This window comes from Dongia sp. (assembly GCF_041905885.1).
GTDB lineage: Bacteria > Pseudomonadota > Alphaproteobacteria > Dongiales > Dongiaceae > Dongia.
Map to the genome: position 1 here is coordinate 77,971 of NZ_JAYRKD010000016.1, position 18,841 is coordinate 96,811.

Annotated in this window: 16 protein-coding genes and 1 riboswitch; of the genes, 4 read left to right on the forward strand and 12 right to left on the reverse strand. The window is 67.9% G+C overall.

Features of this window, described 5'->3' with window-relative positions; genetic code table 11:
* Positions 1-175: 175 nt before the first annotated feature.
* The 6 genes from ACH2CY_RS16715 to ACH2CY_RS16740 all read right to left on the reverse strand — a co-directional run bounded on the left by ACH2CY_RS16715 (position 176) and on the right by ACH2CY_RS16740 (position 7,892).
* On the reverse strand, positions 176-1,546 hold the full coding sequence (locus ACH2CY_RS16715) for a caspase domain-containing protein (protein ID WP_395020448.1): 1,371 nt from the start codon (positions 1,544-1,546) through the stop codon (positions 176-178).
* A gap of 84 nt (positions 1,547-1,630) precedes the next feature.
* Complete coding sequence (locus tag ACH2CY_RS16720) at positions 1,631-2,914, reverse strand: caspase domain-containing protein (RefSeq protein WP_395020449.1); 1,284 nt, start codon at positions 2,912-2,914, stop codon at positions 1,631-1,633.
* Positions 2,915-3,139: 225 nt separating this feature from the next.
* Positions 3,140-4,348: an MFS transporter gene (locus tag ACH2CY_RS16725; protein WP_395020450.1), complete on the reverse strand. Its 1,209-nt coding sequence runs from the start codon at positions 4,346-4,348 to the stop codon at positions 3,140-3,142.
* A 65-nt stretch (positions 4,349-4,413) separates the two neighbouring features.
* Positions 4,414-5,733, reverse strand: a complete 1,320-nt coding sequence (locus ACH2CY_RS16730; RefSeq protein WP_395020451.1) for a cobyrinate a,c-diamide synthase — start codon at positions 5,731-5,733, stop codon at positions 4,414-4,416.
* A 4-nt stretch (positions 5,734-5,737) separates the two neighbouring features.
* The gene (cobA, locus tag ACH2CY_RS16735; RefSeq protein WP_395020452.1) at positions 5,738-6,580 is read right to left on the reverse strand and encodes a uroporphyrinogen-III C-methyltransferase; all 843 of its coding nucleotides are present in this window, start codon (positions 6,578-6,580) and stop codon (positions 5,738-5,740) included.
* A 91-nt stretch (positions 6,581-6,671) separates the two neighbouring features.
* The gene (locus ACH2CY_RS16740) at positions 6,672-7,892 is read right to left on the reverse strand and encodes an MFS transporter (protein ID WP_395020453.1); all 1,221 of its coding nucleotides are present in this window, start codon (positions 7,890-7,892) and stop codon (positions 6,672-6,674) included.
* Between the two features lie 73 nt (positions 7,893-7,965).
* On the opposite strand from ACH2CY_RS16740, the gene cbiB reads away from it, so the two are divergent.
* Entirely contained in the window at positions 7,966-8,952 is a 987-nt protein-coding gene (cbiB, locus tag ACH2CY_RS16745; RefSeq protein ID WP_395020454.1) for an adenosylcobinamide-phosphate synthase CbiB, read from the forward strand.
* Here cbiB and ACH2CY_RS16750 read toward each other — a convergent pair.
* The 6 genes from ACH2CY_RS16750 to arsC all read right to left on the reverse strand — a co-directional run bounded on the left by ACH2CY_RS16750 (position 8,939) and on the right by arsC (position 17,115).
* A complete protein-coding gene (locus tag ACH2CY_RS16750; RefSeq protein ID WP_395020455.1) occupies positions 8,939-10,420 on the reverse strand; it encodes a cobyric acid synthase in 1,482 nt (493 codons plus the stop codon). The two genes, cbiB and ACH2CY_RS16750, sit on opposite strands and share 14 nt — an antisense overlap.
* Before the next feature lies 1 nt (position 10,421).
* Entirely contained in the window at positions 10,422-11,039 is a 618-nt protein-coding gene (gene cobO, locus ACH2CY_RS16755; protein ID WP_395020456.1) for a cob(I)yrinic acid a,c-diamide adenosyltransferase, read from the reverse strand.
* Positions 11,036-14,749 (reverse strand): cobaltochelatase subunit CobN, encoded by a 3,714-nt coding sequence (gene cobN, locus ACH2CY_RS16760; RefSeq protein WP_395020457.1) that lies wholly within the window; start codon positions 14,747-14,749, stop codon positions 11,036-11,038. The genes cobO and cobN overlap by 4 nt, the downstream gene beginning before the upstream one ends.
* Positions 14,750-14,875: 126 nt before the next feature.
* Positions 14,876-15,907, reverse strand: coding sequence for a cobalamin biosynthesis protein CobW (cobW, locus tag ACH2CY_RS16765; RefSeq protein ID WP_395020458.1), 1,032 nt, complete (start codon positions 15,905-15,907; stop codon positions 14,876-14,878).
* 13 nt (positions 15,908-15,920) lie between these two features.
* A complete protein-coding gene (gene cobU / locus ACH2CY_RS16770) occupies positions 15,921-16,451 on the reverse strand; it encodes a bifunctional adenosylcobinamide kinase/adenosylcobinamide-phosphate guanylyltransferase (protein WP_395020459.1) in 531 nt (176 codons plus the stop codon).
* Between the two features lie 80 nt (positions 16,452-16,531).
* A riboswitch (cobalamin riboswitch) is annotated at positions 16,532-16,727 on the reverse strand.
* A gap of 43 nt (positions 16,728-16,770) precedes the next feature.
* Complete coding sequence (arsC, locus tag ACH2CY_RS16775) at positions 16,771-17,115, reverse strand: arsenate reductase (glutaredoxin) (protein ID WP_395020460.1); 345 nt, start codon at positions 17,113-17,115, stop codon at positions 16,771-16,773.
* Between the two features lie 33 nt (positions 17,116-17,148).
* On the opposite strand from arsC, the gene moaD reads away from it, so the two are divergent.
* The 3 genes from moaD to ACH2CY_RS16790 all read left to right on the forward strand — a co-directional run bounded on the left by moaD (position 17,149) and on the right by ACH2CY_RS16790 (position 18,711).
* Positions 17,149-17,400: a molybdopterin converting factor subunit 1 gene (moaD, locus tag ACH2CY_RS16780; RefSeq protein WP_379959030.1), complete on the forward strand. Its 252-nt coding sequence runs from the start codon at positions 17,149-17,151 to the stop codon at positions 17,398-17,400.
* A gap of 4 nt (positions 17,401-17,404) precedes the next feature.
* Positions 17,405-17,866, forward strand: a complete 462-nt coding sequence (locus ACH2CY_RS16785; protein WP_395020461.1) for a molybdenum cofactor biosynthesis protein MoaE — start codon at positions 17,405-17,407, stop codon at positions 17,864-17,866.
* A gap of 80 nt (positions 17,867-17,946) precedes the next feature.
* Positions 17,947-18,711: a TerC family protein gene (locus ACH2CY_RS16790; protein ID WP_395020462.1), complete on the forward strand. Its 765-nt coding sequence runs from the start codon at positions 17,947-17,949 to the stop codon at positions 18,709-18,711.
* Positions 18,712-18,841 lie beyond the last annotated feature (130 nt).

An 18,841-nucleotide genomic window follows, 5' to 3' on the forward strand; every position in this document is an offset into this window, starting at 1 on the left:
TGCCGATTTTTCGCGAATATTAAGTAAAATGCAGGGAATCTACCGGGGGTCGTCCCGCATCCGGTAACTCATTGGAAAATATAAAAGAAAACCCGCCGAGACACGGCGAGCTTCTGTCGGATCTTCGCGCTGAGCGTGCAGCCAGCGAAGCGGGGAATCACACCTTTCCCATGGCTTAGCCCCTGGGCTTGTTGGGCTTCTTCGGCTTCTTGGTGTTCCGGCATTCGCTCTCGGAGCGATTGAGATCCATGATCCGGCAGTCGACGCCTTTGGAATCATACTCGACCTTAGGACTCGCGCCGAAGATGCCCCCGGAGCTTTCTTCGGCCGGCGGGCTGGCCGATTCCGCAGCCGGCGTGGACTCCGGCGCCGCAGTGGCGGCCGGGGCGGCCTGTGGCTGCGCCGGCACGGCCGGGACGGCGCGGTTGAGCTCCGCGAGGCGGCTGCGCGCCAGCGGCGCATAGGTCCCCTGCGGGTACTGGTCGAGGAAAGCCTGATAGTCGCCGGCCTGCTTGCTGGTGCTGATCGAATCCCACATCGCTTTCTCGGCCCCCGACTTGGCGGCGGTCGGGGCGACCGTCGCCGCCGCGGGAGCGGGAGCGGGAGCGCCGCCGAGCGATGCCATCCGGCTCTTCGCGATCGAGGCAAAGGCGCCGTTCGGATACTGGTCGAGATAGGCCTGGTAGTCGCCGGCCTGCTTGCTGTCCTTGATCGCGTCCCATACCACTTTCTCCACTTCCAGGCTGGAAGCGGCCGGCGCGGTGGTGACCGCCGCCGGCTTGGCGATGCCGCCCGAGAAGAAGAAGGGCGCGGTCAGCGAAGACGAATCCCAGGGCACCTGCTTCTCGTCGGTCGCCGACATGACCTGGGCGCGGACGTCGCGGAACGCTTCCTCGATGCCGATGCCCGGCTGGACGATGGTCTTCGCCAGGGCGGCGCTGTAGGGGCTGTTCTTGCCATCACCGTCCGCCGACACGTCGCCGGGCGAGGTCGAATAGGCGATAAAGGTGCCGCGGGTCGCGTCCATCGGGGCCAGGCCGCGGCTGGCCGAGCGGAAGCCGCGCGCCAAGGGATTGTTGCGACAGGCGTCGAGGATCACGATGTTCACCCGCGCCCCGGCATATTCCATCTGCTGCAAGACTTCGTCGGCGGAGATCGCTTCGAGCCCGACATCGGATTCCTTGCCGATATCCGCGCCGACCGGGATCAGGTAGTTCATCCCTTTCACCTGGACGCCGTGGCCGGCATAGAAGAACAGGCCGGTGGTTTCGGGGCCGGCGGCGGTCAGCTTGTCGCCGAACTCGATGATGGCGCGCTTCAGCGACTTCTGATCGACGTCGGTCACCTTGACGACCGTGAAGCCCGTCTGCTGCAGCGCTTGGGCCACCAGGTTGGCGTCGTTGACCGGGTTGGGCAGCTTGCCGATCTCGGAACCGTAGTTCGAGTTGCCGACCACCAGCGCGACGCGCGGCTCGGCCTGTGCCGTCGTGGCGCCAGCCATGAAGAGGCAAAGACCCGCGACGACCGAAAGGACCTTGCTGATCACGTTTCCCTCCACCTGATCGCCGCGGGCGTTCACCGTCGCGCGGCGGACGCCCTCGGCGTTACTCTCGTCCGGCCGCGCGCGGCTTCACTGCCAACGCGTGCTGCCGGTGGACTTCGAGCCGCCGCCGCCGTCCGACCCGTTGGCGCCGCGGCGCGTGGTCTGCTTGCACTTCGCGATATCCGCTTCCGATCGCGACATGTCCTTGACCTTGCAGCTCACGCCGCGCGAATCCAGGACCTCCGCCGGCTCGGCGGAAACGGGGATGGCCGCCGCCGCATCGGTGGTGCTGGCTTCCTGCGGGACCGGGGCGGGCGCAGGCGCCGGCTCCGGGATCACCGCCGCCGCCGGTTCCACCACCGGCGCCGCCGGCTGCTCCCGCGGCGCGCCGCTGCCGCCGCCGAGCGAAGCCACGCGGCTCCTCGCGACCTGCGCGAAGATGCCGTTCGGATACTGGTCGAGGTAGGCCTGGTAGTCGCCGGCCTGCTTGCTGTCCTTGATGCCGTCCCAGACCGCCTTCTCGATTTCGATATTGGCGGGCGCCGACGTGTTCGCGGCGGCCTTCGGCGCCGCGGCCGGCGCCGGGGCCGCCTGCGAGGCGGTGTTGAACTGCGAGGGCTGGAAGAAGAAGGGCGCGGTCAGCGAAGACGAATCCCAGGGCACCTGCTTCTCGTCGGTCGCCGACATGACCTGGGCGCGGACGTCGCGGAACGCTTCCTCGATGCCGATGCCCGGCTGGACGATGGTCTTCGCCAGGGCGGCGCTGTAGGGGCTGTTCTTGCCATCACCGTCCGCCGACACGTCGCCGGGCGAGGTCGAATAGGCGATAAAGGTGCCGCGGGTCGCGTCCATCGGGGCCAGGCCGCGGCTGGCCGAGCGGAAGCCGCGCGCCAAGGGATTGTTGCGACAGGCGTCGAGGATCACGATGTTCACCCGCGCCCCGGCATATTCCATCTGCTGCAAGACTTCGTCGGCGGAGATCGCTTCGAGCCCGACATCGGATTCCTTGCCGATATCCGCGCCGACCGGGATCAGGTAGTTCATCCCTTTCACCTGGACGCCGTGGCCGGCATAGAAAAAAAGCGCCGTGGCATTCTCCCCGGCGGCGGTCAGCTTGTCGCCGAACTCGATGATGGCGCGCTTCAGCTTCTGCTGGTCCACATCGGTCACCTTGGTGACCTGGAAGCCGGTCTGCGTCAGCGCCTGGGCCATCACCCCGGCATCGTTGACCGGGTTCGGCAGCTTGCCGATCTCCGGTCCGTAATTGGAATTGCCGACGACCAGCGCGAAGCGCGGCTCGGCTTGTGCGGAAAAGGATGTGGCGGCCAACAGGCAAAACGCCGCGACAACCGCGTGAATCCTGCCGATCATGGTAGTCCTCCAACCCCGAGGCGCTGACAACATATAGCCGCGCCGAACACACATAAAATTACGCCTGACCCGGATTCTTGTCCATGTGAGGCCCGGCAGATGTGCGCTCGATCACCACACCTCTTTGTGTTGGGGTCCACAATCGGAGACCACGCCGCGGCGCGCAACGGTATCTCGCAGTGCGGACCGATGCGCACGTCCGGTGACCGATTTGACCCCACGCGGTCACATGCTGCGCGGCAGGAACAGGGCCAGCAGGCTGCATAAGAGCGCGAAGACGGCGGTCGCGATGAACACCGACGGCAGGGGGAATATGAGCAGCAGCAGCGAGAAGACGGCCGGGGGAATGATGCTGGCGGCGTCGCGGTAGATGCTGAAGACGGTCGCCATCTGCGGCCGCTCCCAGGAGCGCACCGCGCGCAGGAAGGTCACCGCCGCCACCGAATCCAGGGCGACGGCGCCAAGCGCCGAGCTCAGCAGCGCCGCCAGAGCGAGGGTCGGGTTGCCGCCCGCGAGGCCCGCGATCCCCATCCCGAGCGCGATGATCAGGAAGGAGGCGCAGATGAAGTGCCGGAGCCCGGTCCGCCGCGCGATCCAGCCGAGGCCGAGGGTGAGGAACAGCAAGGCGGTGCAGCTCGACTGCAGATCGCCGGCCGCGGTTTCGGGGAAGCCCTGGTCGGCGAGATACCAGGGCCCGTAATTGAACATCACCACCCACCACATCTCCCGGCCGAAATTGAGGAACCAGGCGAGGGCGAGCCGCGGCTGCGAAAAATAGCGGCGGAGATTCTTCAGCGGATTGCGGCTGGAGATCCCGACCGGCGCCTCGAGCCGGAGCCAGAAGAAGAAGCCGAACAGCGCCAAGGCGAAACCGCCGGAGATGCCGAACACCAGCAGCGGGTCGATGGTGTAGAGCCGCACCCCGATCCAGGGCCCCGCCACCCAGGCGAAGGCGGCCACGAAGGTGCGCAGGGGCTCGGAGCTGGAGAGCTGCTTCTTCGGGATGAAGGCGGTGATGTAGAGATTGAGCAAGGTCAGCAGGCTCGCGGCCGCAATCGAGCGCAGGAACCAGCCGGCGGAAAAACCGAGCAGCCCATCCACCGCCATGGCCGCGGGTGCAATCACCAGCAAGGCGATGGCGCCGAGATAGACCCGCCGCGGCCGCCAGCGCTGCACCAGAGTCGGGATGGCGAAGGTGGCGAAGACGCCCATGATGCCGGCCGCCGCCACCATCAGGCTGGCGTTGCTCTCGGAGCCGAAATGCCGGAGCGCCTCCAGCGGGATCACCGGCGCCAGCAAGGCCCGCGCGATCGAATCCGAAAGGAACAAAGCCGCCATCAGGCCCGGGCCGGGCTTCGGCCAGCGGCGCGCGGGCGTGGACGACGCGGCGGCGGGAGCAGCCGTGGTCGTCGGTTCTTCAGGTTCGGCAAGCATGGGGGACTACGGAAGGAGGCTTGAGCAACCGGCGCGCATCATAGCGGCGCCTTTCGGGAAATGCATCAGGCCGGGCTGATGAGATGAAGGAATGATCCCATGACACGGCCCCGCCGCCTTCCCATCGCGGCGAGTTCCTGGCCGCGCGCGTCCTTGGCCTGGAACAGCGCCGCATCGCCGGCTTCCCGCTCGACGGTGGCGTAGTGGAACTCATGGCCGGCAAATCCGGCGCCGCGGACACCCAGCGGTCCCGCTTCCATCAAATGGGCATGGCGATAGCCGAGATGGAGTTTCGGTTTCGCGAAGCTGGTCGCGACCGGCAGCAGCCCCGCCATCGGATGCGCGACGCCGGCCGCATCGGTCAGGCTCTCGCCCAGCACCATATAGCCGCCGCATTCGCCATAGACCGCGGCGCCCCGCGCCGCCGCATCGCGCAGGCCGGCTTGATAGCGATCATTCGCCGCCAGCCGGCCGGCATGGAGCTCCGGATAGCCGCCGGGCAGGAAGACCGCATCCGCAGCGGCGTCCGGTGCTTCGTCCGCGAGCGGCGAGAAGAAGCTGAGCGCGGCACCCTGCCGCCGCCAGGTCCCGAGCTGCGCCGGATAGGCGAAGGCGAAGGCGATGTCCTGCGCGACCGCGATCCGCTGCCCCAAGGGCGGGATGCCGAGTGCAGCCGGCGCCGATCCGCTCGCGATCGGCGCGGCGAGCGCGGTCAGCCTATCGAGGTCGACATGCGGCGCGATGGCGGCAGCGGCGGCGGCGAGGAAGGCGCCGATATCGGCGATCTCGCCGGCCTGCTTCAAGCCGAGATGCCGCTCCGGCATCGCCAAGGCGGCGATGCGCGGCAGGAAACCGAGCGCCGGAATGCCGACCTCTTCGGCCGCCTGGGCGAGGATCCGGCGATGCACCGGCCCGCCGACATTGTTGAAGACGACGCCGGCGATCCTGACACCGGGGCGATAATGCGCGAGGCCGGCGAGCACGGCGCCGGCGGTGGCCGCCTGCCCCTTCACGTTCATCACCAGTACGATCGGCAGGTCGAACAGCCGCGCGAGATCCGCCGTGGATCCCGTGGCGCCGCCCGGACCGGGCTCGGCGCCGTCGAACAGGCCCATGACGCCTTCGATGATGGTCAGCGCGGAATCCTCCGCCGCCGCCGCCAGCAGGCCGCGCAGCGTCTCCGGCCGCATCGCCCAGGAATCGAGATTGAAGCAGGGCCGTCCGGTCGCCGCCTGGTGGAAGGCGGGGTCGATATAGTCGGGCCCGATCTTGGCGCTGGAGACGACGACGCCGTTCTGCTTCAGCAAGGTCAGCAGCGAGAGCGTGATCGTGGTCTTGCCGCTGCCCGAGGCGGGCGCCGCGATGATCAGGCCGCGTGCTTGCATGATGCTAGGAGCCGGTCTGGTCGTGATGCCGGGTGCCGAGCGGATCGGACTGAAGCGCGCGGCCGCCGATGGCGCCCAGCCAGTCCAGAGCCGCGCGCAGCCGCACCACCTGCCCGACCACGACCATGGCCGGCGGCTCGATGCCGCTCTCGGCGACGTCCCGGGCGCAGGTGCCGAGCGTGGTTTCGAGCACGCGCTGCTGTTCGGTGGTCGCATTCGCGATGACGGCGACCGGCTCGTGCGGCGCGCGACCGCCGCTGAGCAGCCGGTCGGCGATCAGCGCGATATGCTTCAGCGCCATGTAGATCACGATCACCGGCGCGCCCTTGGCGAGCGAGGCCCAGTCGACCGAATCCGGTACGGCGCCGGTCGCGTCATGGCCGGTGACAAAGGCCACGGCGCAATTGACGTCGCGGTGGGTGACCGGGATGCCGGCATAAGCCAGCCCGCCGATGCCGGCGCTGATGCCGGGCACGATGCGGAAGGGGATGCCGGCTTCGACCAGCGACATCGCTTCCTCGCCGCCGCGGCCGAAGACGAAGGGATCGCCGCCCTTGAGGCGCAGCACGCGCTTGCCCTCGCGGGCGAGCTGCACCAGGCGGAGCGAAATGTCGGGCTGCTTGGCCGAGGGCTTGCCGCCGCGCTTGCCGGCATATTCGAGCTTGGCGCCCGGCTTGGCGAGATCGAGGATCGACTGGTCGACCAGGGCGTCATAGACCACGACATCGGCCTGGGAGAGCCCCTTGACCGCCAGCAGGGTCAGCAGTCCGGTCGCGCCGGGGCCGGCCCCGGTCAGCCAGACCCAGCCCGGTTCAAGATCCGGAAGTTGCGCCAAAATCCGTTCCATGGGGCGATCTTAGAGCCGATCGGGGCAGCTCCGGCTAGTCCGTTTTGGACACCGACCTCAGCAATAGCGTCATGGCTCCGGACCCTGGGGCTCAAATGCTCCGCAGGCCCCGCACCGGCGAGAGCAGCGCCACCAGCGGCGACAGGGCATAGCCGGCAACCCCGATCCAGAGCACCGTATCGAGGCTCACGACCTGCACCAGCAGCCCGGCGATCAGCGCGCCCAACGGCACCGGGCCGTCGTTGACGACGGCGATGGTGGCGGCGACGCGGCCGAGCTGTGATTTCGGCACGCGCTTCTGGCGGAGGGTGCGCTCATTGACCGCGAACCAGCTGGTGACCGAATCCTGCAGGAGCTGCTGCAGGACCAGCAGCGGCAGCAGCAGCGCCGGCATGAGCCCGGCCAGCGGCAGCATCGCCAGCCCGAGGGTCTTGATGGCGAAGGCGCCGATCAGCCCCGGCCCCGCCGGCACCCGCGCGTTCAGCCAGGGCACCAGGGCCGCGCCGATCAGCGCCGCGACGCCGCCGCAGGCGATCAGGATGCCCATCATCGCCGGCGAGACGCCGAGCTGCCGCACGACATAGAGCACGTAGAACGGCCCGATCATGCCGCCGAAGAAGGTGCGGATCGCACGCGCCAGCAGCAAGGGCCGCAGGATCGGATCCCGCCACAGCGCGCCGAGGCCTTCGGCGATCTCCTGCAGCACGCGGCGGCGCGCGGTCGGCGGCGGCGCGACCGGCTCCACATGCTTCATGCGGAAGAGAAAGAGCGCTGAGACCAGATAGGAGAGCGCATCCATCAGCAGGGCCGCGGGGGCGGTCAGCAGCTGCACCAGCAATCCGCCGGTCGGTGGGCCGACGATCTCGGCGGTGGCATCGATGGTCTCCCGCGCGGCATTCGCCTTGGTCAGGCGGTCCGGCGCGACCAGCGACGGCAGATAGGCGGCATCGGCGGCAGTGAACAGCAGCGACAGGGCGGCCACCGCGATCACCACCACCAGCAGCTGCGCCAGGGTGAGCACCCCGCCCCAGGCCGCGATCGGCACCGAGACCACCGCGGCGAAACGCAGCAGGTCGGCGGCGATCATCAGCGGCCGCCGCCGCCAGCGATCGACCCAGACCCCGGCGAAGAGGCCGAGCAGCAGCACCGGCAGGGTCGCCGCCACGCCCAGCAGGCTGAGCGCGCCGGGGCCGGCCTGCAACACCAGCACTGCGGTCAGCGGCACCGCCTCGCGCGCGACCTTGGTGCCTAGGCTGGAGACCGCGAAGGCCGCCAGCAGCGCGCGGAAGTCGCGGGACCAGCCGGCGAACATGGGATCAGCCCGCCTTCACTTGACGCCGGCGCAAAGTCGGGCAGGATCGCCGCCGATTCCCGGAGTGGTGCCGATGCTTGAATCCTGGCTCGCATGGTCCGAGCCCTTGTCCCTGCTGATCGCGCTCGTGATCGACGCCTGCTACGGCGACCCGGTGGCGCTTTACCGCAAGCTGCCGCATCCGGTCGTGGTCATTGGCAACGCCATCGGCTGGGCCGACCGGGTCTTCAACCGCGAAGCCGATGCGCCGCGCCGGCGCCGCAACGCCGGCATCGCGCTGGTGGTCCTGCTGGTCGCCGCCGCCTTGGCCGTCGGCGGCGTTATCCAGGCGCTGCTGCTCGCACTGCCGCTGGGCTGGCTCTGGCTCGGCATGGTGATGAGCGCGCTGATCGCGCAGCGCAGCCTTTACGGCCATGTCGCCGATGTGGCGCGGGCGATCGAGGTCTCGGGCCTCGAAGGCGGGCGCCTCGCCGTCGCCAAGATCGTCGGCCGCGATCCCAACCGTCTCGACCGCGCGGGAGTCAGCCGAGCCGCCATAGAATCGCTCGCCGAGAACTTTTCGGACGCGGTGGTGGCGCCGGCCTTCTGGGCGTTGCTGCTCGGCCTGCCCGGGCTGGTCGCCTACAAGGCGATCAACACCGCCGACAGCATGATCGGCCACCGCTCGCCGCGGCACCGGGATTTCGGCTGGGCGGCGGCGCGGCTGGACGACCTGGTGAACTGGCCGGCGGCACGGCTCTCCGCTTTTCTGATACTGCTCGGCGCGCTGCTGCTGCCCAGCGCCGATGCACCCAAGGCCCTCGCCGTCACGCTGCGCGACGCGCGGCGGCACCGCTCGCCCAATGCCGGCTGGCCGGAAGCGGCGCTGGCCGGCGCGCTGGGTTTCGCGCTCAACGGGCCGCGCGCCTATCACGGCGTCCCGACCGACGAGCCCTGGACCCACAAGACCGGCCGCAAGACTCTCGACGCGCCCGATATCTGGCACGCCTTGCGGCTCTATCTCCGCGCCTGCCTGCTGCTGGGCATCGGCGTGACGGCGGTGGCCGTCATCGGCCATTAGCGATATCCAGAATCCGATCGATCGCGACATGCTGTTCCAGGTGGTCGGCCAGCGCGTCGAGCGTGGCATCGACGCGTGCCTCGAAGTTGAGATCGGAGGCGAAGTCCGGCTTCAGCGTCTTCAGGTAGGCGCGGCGGAATGCATCATCGGCGAAGATGCCGTGCAGGTAGCAGCCCATCACCCGGCCGTCGGGCGAGATCGCGCCGTCCGGACGGCCGCCGAGGTCGAGCATCGGGCGGTCGCAATCGCTGCCGGTGGTCTCGCCGACATGCATCTCATAGCCGCGCACTGCCGTACCGGTCGCGATATCCTTGCCGGTGATCTCGACCAGCTTCTTCTTCGGCGTCAGCGTAGTCTTCACGTTGAGGAGGCCGAGGCCGGGCAGCTCGCCGATCGGGCCTTCGATATTCTTCGGGTCGGCGACCCGCATCCCCAGCATCTGATAGCCGCCGCACAAGCCCAGCACCCGGCCGCCGCGCCGGACATGCGCTTTCAGATCGATGTCCCAGCCGGCCTGGCGGAGCGCGATGAGATCGACGATGGTCGCCTTGGAGCCCGGCAGGATCACCAGATCGGCGTCGCCCGGCAGCGCCCGTTCCGTGGTCACGAACTCGACCGTGACGCCGGGCTCCGCGCGCAGGGGATCGAGATCGTCGAAATTCGAGATCCGCGGCAGCTGCGGCACCACGACTTTGATCGCCGCACCTTCCCGCGCGCCGTAGCCCGCATGCGCGCCGTCGAGTGCGACGCTGTCCTCGGCCGGGAGATCGCGCGCGCCGTCGAACCAGGGCACGACGCCCAAGGGGGCGAAGCCGGTCTTCTCGGCGATCGCCTTCATGCCGTCGGTGAAGAGCGTGAGATCGCCGCGGAACTTGTTGATCAGGAATCCCTTGACCCGCGCCGCTTCCGCCGGCGCCAGCAGCGCCTTGGTGCCGACCAGGCTGGCGATGACGCCGCCGCGGTCGATGTCGCCGACCAGCACCACCGGCACGCCGGCGCTGAGCGCGAAGCCCATATTGGCGATGTCGCCCTGGCGCAGGTTGACTTCAGCCGGCGATCCCGCCCCTTCCACCAGCACCAGGTCCGCGTCGGCGCGCAAGATGCGATAGCTCTCCAGCACCTTGGCGAGGAGCTGGGGTTTGAGCTTTTGATAGTCGGCAGCCTTGGCGTTGGTGAAGATCTGGCCCTGCACTATCACCTGGGCGCCGGTTTCGCTCTGCGGCTTCAGCAAGACCGGGTTCATATGCTTGCTGGGCGGAATGCCGCAAGCGCGCGCCTGCAAGGCCTGAGCGCGGCCGATCTCGCCGCCGTCCGCTGTCACCGCCGCGTTGTTCGACATGTTCTGCGGCTTGAAGGGGCGCACCTTCAGCCCCTTGCGCGCATAGGCACGGCATAGGCCGGCGACGATCAGCGACTTGCCGACATCCGACCCGGTGCCCTGGAACATGACGGCGGCCGGCTGAGTCATATCAGAACTCGAGGCCCTTCTGCGCCTTCACACCGTCACGGAAGGGATGCTTCACCATCTCCATCTCGGTCACCAGGTCGGCCAGCTCCACGATCTCATCCTTGGCGTTGCGGCCGGTGAGGCAGACGTGGAGATCCGGGCGCTTCGCCTTGAGCGCGGCCACCACATCGGCGATCGGCAGATAATCGTAGCGCAGTGCGATGTTGATCTCGTCGGCCAGCACGAAGGCAAAGCTCGGATCGGCCATCATGCGCTTCACTTCGGCCCAGGCCTCGGTGGCATGGGCGATGTCGCGGGCGCGGTCCTGGGTGTTCCAGGTGAAGCCCTCGCCCAGCGCCTTGATCTCGCAGAGATCCGGGAAGCGCTCGAGCACGGTGCGCTCGCCGGTCTCCCACTTGCCCTTGATGAACTGCACCACGCCGACCTTCATGCCATGGCCGATGCAGCGCATCACCATGCCGAAGGCCGCGGTCGACTTGCCCTTGCCCTTGCCGGTATGGACGATGATCAGGCCCTTCTCGCGGGTCTTCTCGGCCATCATCTTCTGCCGGGCTTCCTGGCGGCGGGCGGATTTCTCGTTGGCGCGGCGGTTGGCGTCGTCGCCTTCCTCGATACTCATGCGGCTTCTCCTCTTGACCAGGCGGCCAGGCGCTGATGCGCGGAATTGTGCCGCGACTTCCACAGGCCGCGCGTCTGCGCCTCTTGCAGGCGATCGGCGATTTCCTTCAACGCCGCCGGATTGTGCGCGGCGATGAAATCCCGCACCGCATCGTCCAGCAGATAGGCCTCGAACACGGCGTCGAAATGATGGTCGGCGACGCAGTCGGCGGTGGCGGCGAAGGCGAACAGGTAATCGACCGTCGCCGCCATCTCGAAGGCGCCCTTGTAGCCATGGCGCATCACGCCGGCGATCCATTTCGGGTTGACCACGCGGGCGCGCACCACGCGGGCGATCTCCTGGTCCAGGCTGCGGATCTGCGGCGTCTCGGGGCGCGAATGATCGTTGTGCCAGACCACCGCCTTGCGGCCGGTCAGGTGCTGCACCGTCGCCGCCAGCCCGCCCTCGAACTGGTAATAGTCGTCGCTGTCGAGGAGATCGTGCTCGCGGTTGTCCTGGTTGTGCAGGACCGCGTCGACCTGGGCGAGCCGGGTCTCGAACATGCGACCTTCGGCGGCGCCGGAGACTCCGGCGCCATAGGCATAGCCGCCCCAGGCGAGGTAGGCGCGGGCGAGATCGCCGCCGTCGTTCCAGCCCTTCTCGTCGATCAGCGCCTGCAGGCCGGCGCCGTAAGCGCCTGGCTTGGAGCCGAAGATGCGATAGCCGGCGCGCTGTTCCGCCTCGGCTTCGCTGGCGCCCTTGGCGACGAGTGCGGCGCGTTCGGCGCGGTTGCGGGCCGCGAGGGGGTTCTGCGAGTCCGGCTCGTCCAAAGCCGCGACCGCGCGCGCCGCGCTGTCGAAGAGATCGATCTGCGCCGGGAAGGCATCGCGGAAGAAGCCCGAGACCCGCAAGGTCACATCGACCCGCGGCCGGTCGAGCACGGAAAGCGGCATGATCTCGAAGCCGGAAACTCGGCCCGAAGCGCCCGCATCCCAGCGCGGCTGCACGCCCATCAGCGCGAGTGCTTGTGCAATGTCGTCGCCGCCGGTCCGCATGTTCGCCGTGCCCCAGGCCGAAAGCACCAGCGACTTCGGCCAGGCACCATGTTCCTGGCGATGGCGGTCGAGCAGCAAGGCCGCCGACTTCCAGCCCAAGGCCCAGGCGGTCGGCGTCGGCACTGCGCGGGTATCGACCGAGAAGAAGTTGCGCCCGGTGGGCAGCATGTCGAGCCGGCCGCGGGTCGGCGCGCCGGAAGGCCCCGGCTTCACGAAGCGGCCGTCGAGCCCGGTCAGCACCGCCGAGAGTTCGGCATCGCCGCAAGCCGCGACAGAAGGGCGAAGCTCGGCGTTGATGAAGTCGAGCACGGCGCGACTGCGGGTCCAGTTCGCTTCCGGACGCAGAGTTCCGGCGGTGAGTTTCGAGGCCAGCAGCTCTAGCCGCTCGACCGCATCGCCGATCGTGCGCCAGGGCGTGTCCGACGCCGCGGCCACGATGGCGGGGCGCGGGCCGGTCCAGCGATCGCCCAGCTTCGCATCGAGCGGGTCGAAGTCGAGGCCGAGATCGGCGGCCAGTGCCCGCAGCAGCGAGGCGTCGCCGTTGACGCCGGTCCTGCGCGGCAGCCGGGTGAGCGCCACCAGCAGGTCGGCGAGCTGCGTATCCTTCGGCGACTCACCGAAGATGTGCAGCCCGTCGCGGATCTGCAGCTCTTTCAATTCGCAGAGATGGTTGTCGAGCTTGATCAGCGCCGCCTCGGTATCGTCCTCGCGGGCGATGCCGCAATCCGCGGCGAGGCCGCTCGCCTGCGCGAGATCGACGATCGTGCCCTTCAGCACCGCGCAGCGCCGAGGATCGACCTGGCTCGCTTCGTAATATTCGTCGACCAGGGTCTCGAGTTCGCTCAGCGGGCCGTAGCTCTCCGCGCGGGTCAGCGGCGGCGTCAGGTGGTCGATGATGACGGCGCTGCTGCGGCGCTTGGCTTGGGTGCCCTCGCCGGGATCATTCACGATGAAGGGATAGATCAGCGGCACCGGACCCATCACCGCTTCCGGATAGCAGGCGGCGGAAAGCGCCAGCGATTTGCCCGGCAGCCATTCCAGATTGCCGTGCTTGCCCATGTTGACGATGGCATCGACCTCCGCCACGTCCCGCAAATAGGCGTAGAAGGCGAAATAGGCATGCGGCGGCACGAGATCGGGATCGTGATAGCTGGAGACCGGATCGATCCCATAGCCGCGGGCCGGCTGGATCCCGATCAAGGTCGCGCCGAAGCCCTGTAGCGGCAGCGCGAAATGGCCATCGACGCAATGCGGATCGCTCTCCGGTTGGCCCCAGCGCGCGATCACCGCATGGCGGATCACCGCGGGCAGGGTCGCGAAGAATTCCCGGTAGTCGGCGACCGAGAGCCGGGCCGATGCCGCCTGCCGGTCGAGCAGGCGGTTGATCAGGGCGTCGCCGTCGGCCGGGATATCGGCAATCGCATAGCCGGCGCTGCGCATCGCGCGCAGCAGGTTGACGGTGCCGGCCGGCGTGTCGAGGCCGACGCCGTTGCCGATCCGGCCGTCGCGGTTCGGGTAATTGGCCAGCACCACGGCGATGGTGCGCTCGCCCGCCGCTTTCTTGCGCAAGCGGATCCAGCGTTCGGCGAGATCGACGACGAAAGCGATGCGATCCGGAACCGGCTCCGGCGCCACGATGTTGCACTGGGTCGCGGCGTCGTAGCGCGCCGCCGCCTTGAACGAGATCGCGCGCGTCAGGATGCGGCCGTCGAGCTCCGGCAAGGCCGCCTGCATGGCGAGGTCGCGCGGCGAGAGACCGCGGGTGTTCTGCTCCCAATCCGCGGCGCTGCCGCTGGAGAGCACGACCTGCAGCACCGGGCAGTCGGCGACGTCGAAAGGCGTCGCAAAATCCCCGCCCGGCTGCGAGACCGCGAAGCCGGTCGCGTTCAGCACCAGGTCGGGCTTGGCTTCCGCGAACAGCGCGGCGAGGAGATCCGCCGCGACGGCGTCCTTCAGGCTGTTGACGAAGACCGGCAGGACGTTGATGTCACGCCGGTCCAGTTCCGCGATCAGCGCGTCGATCGGCTTCAAGGTGCCGGCCTGCATCAGCGCGCGGTAGAAGACGATCGCCGCAGCCGGCCGGCCGGTGCGCCAATGCCACCTGAGATCGGCGAGATTGGTGACGGTTTCACCCCGCCAATAGAGCCCGGCCTTCAGCAGCGGCCGCGGCTCCAGCCATTCGGCATCGCCGCCGATCAGGCTCGCGGCATGCAGCAAGGCCTGCTGCGCGTTCTCGATTCCGCCCTCGGTGCAATAGCGCCAGAGCCGATGCGCGTTTTCGGGCGGCAGCGTGGTGAAATCGGCAAGCTCGGGATCCGGCTGGTCGTCGCCCGGCAGTACCGCCAGCGGAATATTGTTGGCGCGGCAGGTCGCGGAGATCTCCTCCAGCCCATAGGGCCAGTAGCGCCGCCCGCCGATCAGCCGCACAACGACGAGCTTCGCCTGCGCGATGATGTCCTCGACATAGGCGTCGACCGAGAGGTGGTGCTGGAGCATGAGCAGATTGGCGAGCCGGAGACTCGGCTTCGGCTCCGGCAGCGCGGCATGGGCCGCGGCGAGACAGGCGAGCTCGGTATCCGCGGCGGACAGGATGACGATCTCGCCCGGCGTCTGGCCGAGGTCGATCGCATTTGTTCCGTCGCTGATTTCACCGGGCTTCGCGGCGAGAAGATGCATTACGCACCCCCACCTCGGCCCTCCCCCGATTCGGGGGAGGGAGAAGAAAGGACTCGCTCTAGTCCGCTCCCCCGAATGGGGGGAGGGCTAGGGTGGGGGTGCGAAAGGCCGGCGCAGTGCAAAGTTTCAGCCCTTGACCGCCGCTTCGATCGCCGCGCGGTCGAGGCCTTTGAGGCCGATGACCACGAGCCGGCCCTTGCGTGCCTCGTCGGAACCCCAGGCGCGGTCGTAGTAATGCTGGATGCGGCCGCCGACGCCCTGCAGCACCAGGCGCATGTCGCGGCCGGCCACGTCGAGGAAACCTTTGACGCGCAGAATGTCATGGGTCGCGATCGCCGGCTTCAGGCGCGCCAGCAATTCCTCCGGGGCTTTGAGCACCGGCATGTCGATCTGGAAGCTCTCGAACTCGTCATGATCATGGTCCTCGCCTTCGAGCTCGTGATGCGAGAAGCGGGTGTCGAGGTCGTCTTCCGCCGCGGCACCGAGACCCAGCAGCACCTCGGGATCGATCGCGCCGAAGCTGGAGAGGACCAGCTTGGCCTTGCGCTTCATCTCGCGGTCGATCACGTCCTTGGCGGCGGTGCGGTCGTCCGGCGACATCTGGTCGTTCTTGTTGAGGATGATGAGATCGGCGCTGTTGATCTGGTCCTCGAACAGTTCCGCCAGCGGGCTCTCATGATCGAAGGACTCGTCGGCCGCGCGCTGTGCCGCGACCGCTTCCGGATTGTCGGCAAAGCGGCCGGCCGCCGCGGCCGGGCCGTCCACCACCGCGATCACGCCGTCGACCGTCACCCGCGTCCGGACTTCCGGCCAGTTGAAGGCGCGGATCAGCGGCTTCGGCAAAGCGAGGCCGGAGGTCTCGATCACGATATGCTCCGGCGGCTGCGGCCGGTCGAGCAAGGCGGTGATGGTCGGCAGGAAGTCGTCGGCGACGGTGCAGCAGATGCAGCCGTTGGCCAGCTCGACGATATTCTCTTCCGGGCAATCCTCGATGCCGCAGCCTTTCACAATCTCGCCATCGACCCCGAGCTCGCCGAACTCGTTGATGATCAGCGCGATGCGGCGCCCGCGCGCGTTGCGCAGCAGATTCTGGATGAGACTCGTCTTTCCGGCGCCGAGGAAGCCGGTCACGATGGTTGCGGGGATCTTCGTCGTCATAGAACTTCTCTTCTCACTTCAATTTCATCGGAAGTCCGGCGGTCACGAACACCACGTGATCCGCCTTCTCCGCCAGGCGTTGATGCAGGATGCCGGCGAGGTCGCGGAACCGCCGGGCCAGCGCATTGTCCGGGACGATCCCCTGGCCGACCTCGTTCGAGACGAAAACCACCGGCCCGCCGAACTGCCCGAGCGCGGCGACCAGGCCGGCGATCTCGGCCTCGACGTCCCGCGCCTGCCCCAGGAGATTGCCGAGCCAGAGCGTCAGGCAATCCACCAGGACCGCCGCTCCCTGTTCCGTTTCGGCCTTCAAGGCGCCGGCGAGATCGAGGGGTTCCTCGACGGTCCTCCAATCCGAATCGCGGCGCTCGCGATGAGTCTTCACCCGCGCCGCCATCTCGTCGTCAAGCACCTCGGCGGTGGCGAGATAGGTGCGGCGGCCGGGATGGCGATCGACCAGGGCTTCGGCATAGCGGCTTTTCCCTGAGCGCGCGCCGCCCAGGACCAGGCTTACCGGCGGCAAGGGCGTGATCACGCCGGACATGCCCAGGGACAGCTTGGGTGCAGGGGCAGAAGATGGAGACTTCGACAAGGTGTTGCGCTCCTCCCGCCGAGGCGCCGACCGTTATAAAGAGCGTTCGCCGAGGTCTCCTGGCTCGACCGCCGGATCCCGCGCCTTCCCGGCCCAGTATACGGCCAGTGGTTTCCATCGGGTCCGTTGCCCGGACGCACTACGCCCGGGCCTGGTCCTACAGTTGCGGGGGCAGCGCCGGCATCGGACCGGCTTCCCTCCCTGCGAACGGCCGGAAACTAGCAGGAAGCCCGGGGCGGTGCAGCAAAATCCGCCGAGAAGGTTAACGGGCTCAAACCGTCTCCCAGACCCGCTCCGGCGGCCGGGCGACGACCGCGCCCTTGGGCCCGACCACGATCGGGCGCTCGATCAGGACCGGGGTTTTGGCCATGGCCTTGATCAGGGCTTCGTCGCTGGTCTTGTCGGTCAGCTTCAACGCCTCGAAGGCCTCGCCTTTCTTGCGCAGGATGTCGCGCGGCCCGACTTTCAGCTTCTTCAGCAGGGATTTGATTCCCGCCTCGTCCAGGGGGGTCTTCAGGTATTCGACCACCTTGGGTTCGTGGCCCTTTTCCTTCAGCCAGCCCAGCACCTTCTTGGAAGTGCTGCAATTCGGGTTATGGTAGATGGTGACGGCCATGGACCTTCCTCGCGCCCTTATTAAGTAGAGATCATGAAGCTGCTTTATTTCGCCTGGCTCCGCCAGAAGATCGGCAAGGCCGAAGAAACCCTCGACGTTCCCGCCCACGTGAAAGAGGTCGGGCAGCTGCTCGACTGGCTGGAAAGCCTCGGCCCCAATTACGCGACCGCGCTCAAGGAGCGCAAGGCGGTGAAGGTCGCGGTCAACCAGGACTATGTCGGCCTGACGCATCCGGTGAAGGCCGGCGACGAGGTCGCGCTGTTCCCGCCGGTGACCGGCGGCTGAAGTCGTGACCGTCCGGGTCCAGACGCAGGATTTCGACATCGGCGCCGAGCTCGAGAAGCTCGCCGCCGGGAATCACCAGGTCGGCGGCGTCGCGAGCTTCATCGGCCTGGTGCGAGACATCGCGCCCGAAGGCTCGGGTGCCGCGTCCTCGATGACCTTGGAGCATTACCCCGGCATGACCGAGAAGCGTCTCGCCGAGATCGAGGCCGAGGCGCAGCGTCGCTGGCCCTTGTCAGCAACGCTGATCATCCACCGCTACGGCCGGCTGGAGCCGGGCGACCGGATCGTGCTGGTCGCGACCGCCTCCAGCCACCGCGAAGCGGCGCTGGAATCCTGCGCCTTCCTGATCGACTGGCTGAAGACCGAGGCGCCGTTCTGGAAGCTGGAAGACGGCCCCGAAGGCGCCCGCTGGGTCGAGGCCAAGACCAGCGACGACGCCCGCAAGGCGGCCTGGCTAAGGAAGTAGCCGGCTCCCAGCTTGAAATCTTCCTGACAAACCGCCAATTCTCCATTTCCTGAAACGGCCGACCGGGGCGACCGCTTCCCATGTCCGACTACATGCTCCTTTTGACGGATCCTGCCGTCATCCTCAGTTTCGTCACGCTGGCGGCGCTTGAGATCGTCCTCGGCATCGACAATCTGCTGTTCGTGCAGATCGTCGCCGGCCGCGTTTCGCCGGATAAGCAGCGGCTCGCCCGGCGCCTCGGGCTGGCCTTGGCCCTGCTGACGCGGCTCGCGCTTCTGGCCTCGATTTCCTGGGTGGCCGGACTGAAGGAGCCGATATTGACCGTCGACTGGTTCGGGCCGGAGCACGCCTACGACCTCTCCTGGCGCGACATCATCCTGCTGGGCGGCGGACTGTTCCTACTGGCCAAGTCGACCACCGAGATCCATCACAACATCGATGTCGCGCACGAGGAAGAAGGGACGAAGAAGACCTATCTGACCCTCGCTTCCGCCGTGGTGCAGATCGCGATTCTCGACATCGTCTTCTCGCTGGACAGCGTCATCACCGCGGTCGGCATGTCGGATCATCTGGAGGTGATGGTTGCCGCGGTCGTGACGGCGATGATCGTGATGATCGCGGCGGCGAATGCGGTCGGCGATTTCGTGGACAAGCATCCTTCGGTGAAGATGCTCTGCCTCGCCTTCCTGCTGCTGATCGGCGTGGCGCTGCTGGGCGAAGGCCTGCACTTCCAAATCCCGAAGGGCTACCTCTACTTCGCCATCGCCTTCTCGGCGGGCGTCGAGGGCCTCAACCTCTGGGCCCGCGCGCGCAAAGAGGCGGCAAAGAAGAAGGCCGCGGCATAGCCCGAGTCCGCTGCATAAGCGGATATTCGCACCCCCACCCTAACCCTCCCCCGATTCGGGGGAGGGGATTGCAGCGAGACTGTGATCTTCTCCCTCCCCCGAATCGGGGGAGGGCCGGGGTGGGGGTACG

Excerpts from the sequence above, each read along its gene's own strand:
- ACH2CY_RS16720 (WP_395020449.1), bottom strand. The coding sequence starts at position 2,914 with ATGATCGGCAGGATTCACGCGGTTGTCGCGGCGTTTTGCCTGTTGGCC.
- ACH2CY_RS16725 (WP_395020450.1), bottom strand. The coding sequence starts at position 4,348 with ATGCTTGCCGAACCTGAAGAACCGACGACCACGGCTGCTCCCGCCGCC.
- ACH2CY_RS16730 (WP_395020451.1), bottom strand. The coding sequence starts at position 5,733 with ATGCAAGCACGCGGCCTGATCATCGCGGCGCCCGCCTCGGGCAGCGGC.
- cobA (WP_395020452.1), bottom strand. The coding sequence starts at position 6,580 with ATGGAACGGATTTTGGCGCAACTTCCGGATCTTGAACCGGGCTGGGTC.
- ACH2CY_RS16740 (WP_395020453.1), bottom strand. The coding sequence starts at position 7,892 with ATGTTCGCCGGCTGGTCCCGCGACTTCCGCGCGCTGCTGGCGGCCTTC.
- cbiB (WP_395020454.1), top strand. The coding sequence starts at position 7,966 with ATGCTTGAATCCTGGCTCGCATGGTCCGAGCCCTTGTCCCTGCTGATC.
- ACH2CY_RS16750 (WP_395020455.1), bottom strand. The coding sequence starts at position 10,420 with ATGACTCAGCCGGCCGCCGTCATGTTCCAGGGCACCGGGTCGGATGTC.
- cobO (WP_395020456.1), bottom strand. The coding sequence starts at position 11,039 with ATGAGTATCGAGGAAGGCGACGACGCCAACCGCCGCGCCAACGAGAAA.
- cobN (WP_395020457.1), bottom strand. The coding sequence starts at position 14,749 with ATGCATCTTCTCGCCGCGAAGCCCGGTGAAATCAGCGACGGAACAAAT.
- cobW (WP_395020458.1), bottom strand. The coding sequence starts at position 15,907 with ATGACGACGAAGATCCCCGCAACCATCGTGACCGGCTTCCTCGGCGCC.
- cobU (WP_395020459.1), bottom strand. The coding sequence starts at position 16,451 with ATGTCCGGCGTGATCACGCCCTTGCCGCCGGTAAGCCTGGTCCTGGGC.
- arsC (WP_395020460.1), bottom strand. The coding sequence starts at position 17,115 with ATGGCCGTCACCATCTACCATAACCCGAATTGCAGCACTTCCAAGAAG.
- moaD (WP_379959030.1), top strand. The coding sequence starts at position 17,149 with ATGAAGCTGCTTTATTTCGCCTGGCTCCGCCAGAAGATCGGCAAGGCC.
- ACH2CY_RS16790 (WP_395020462.1), top strand. The coding sequence starts at position 17,947 with ATGTCCGACTACATGCTCCTTTTGACGGATCCTGCCGTCATCCTCAGT.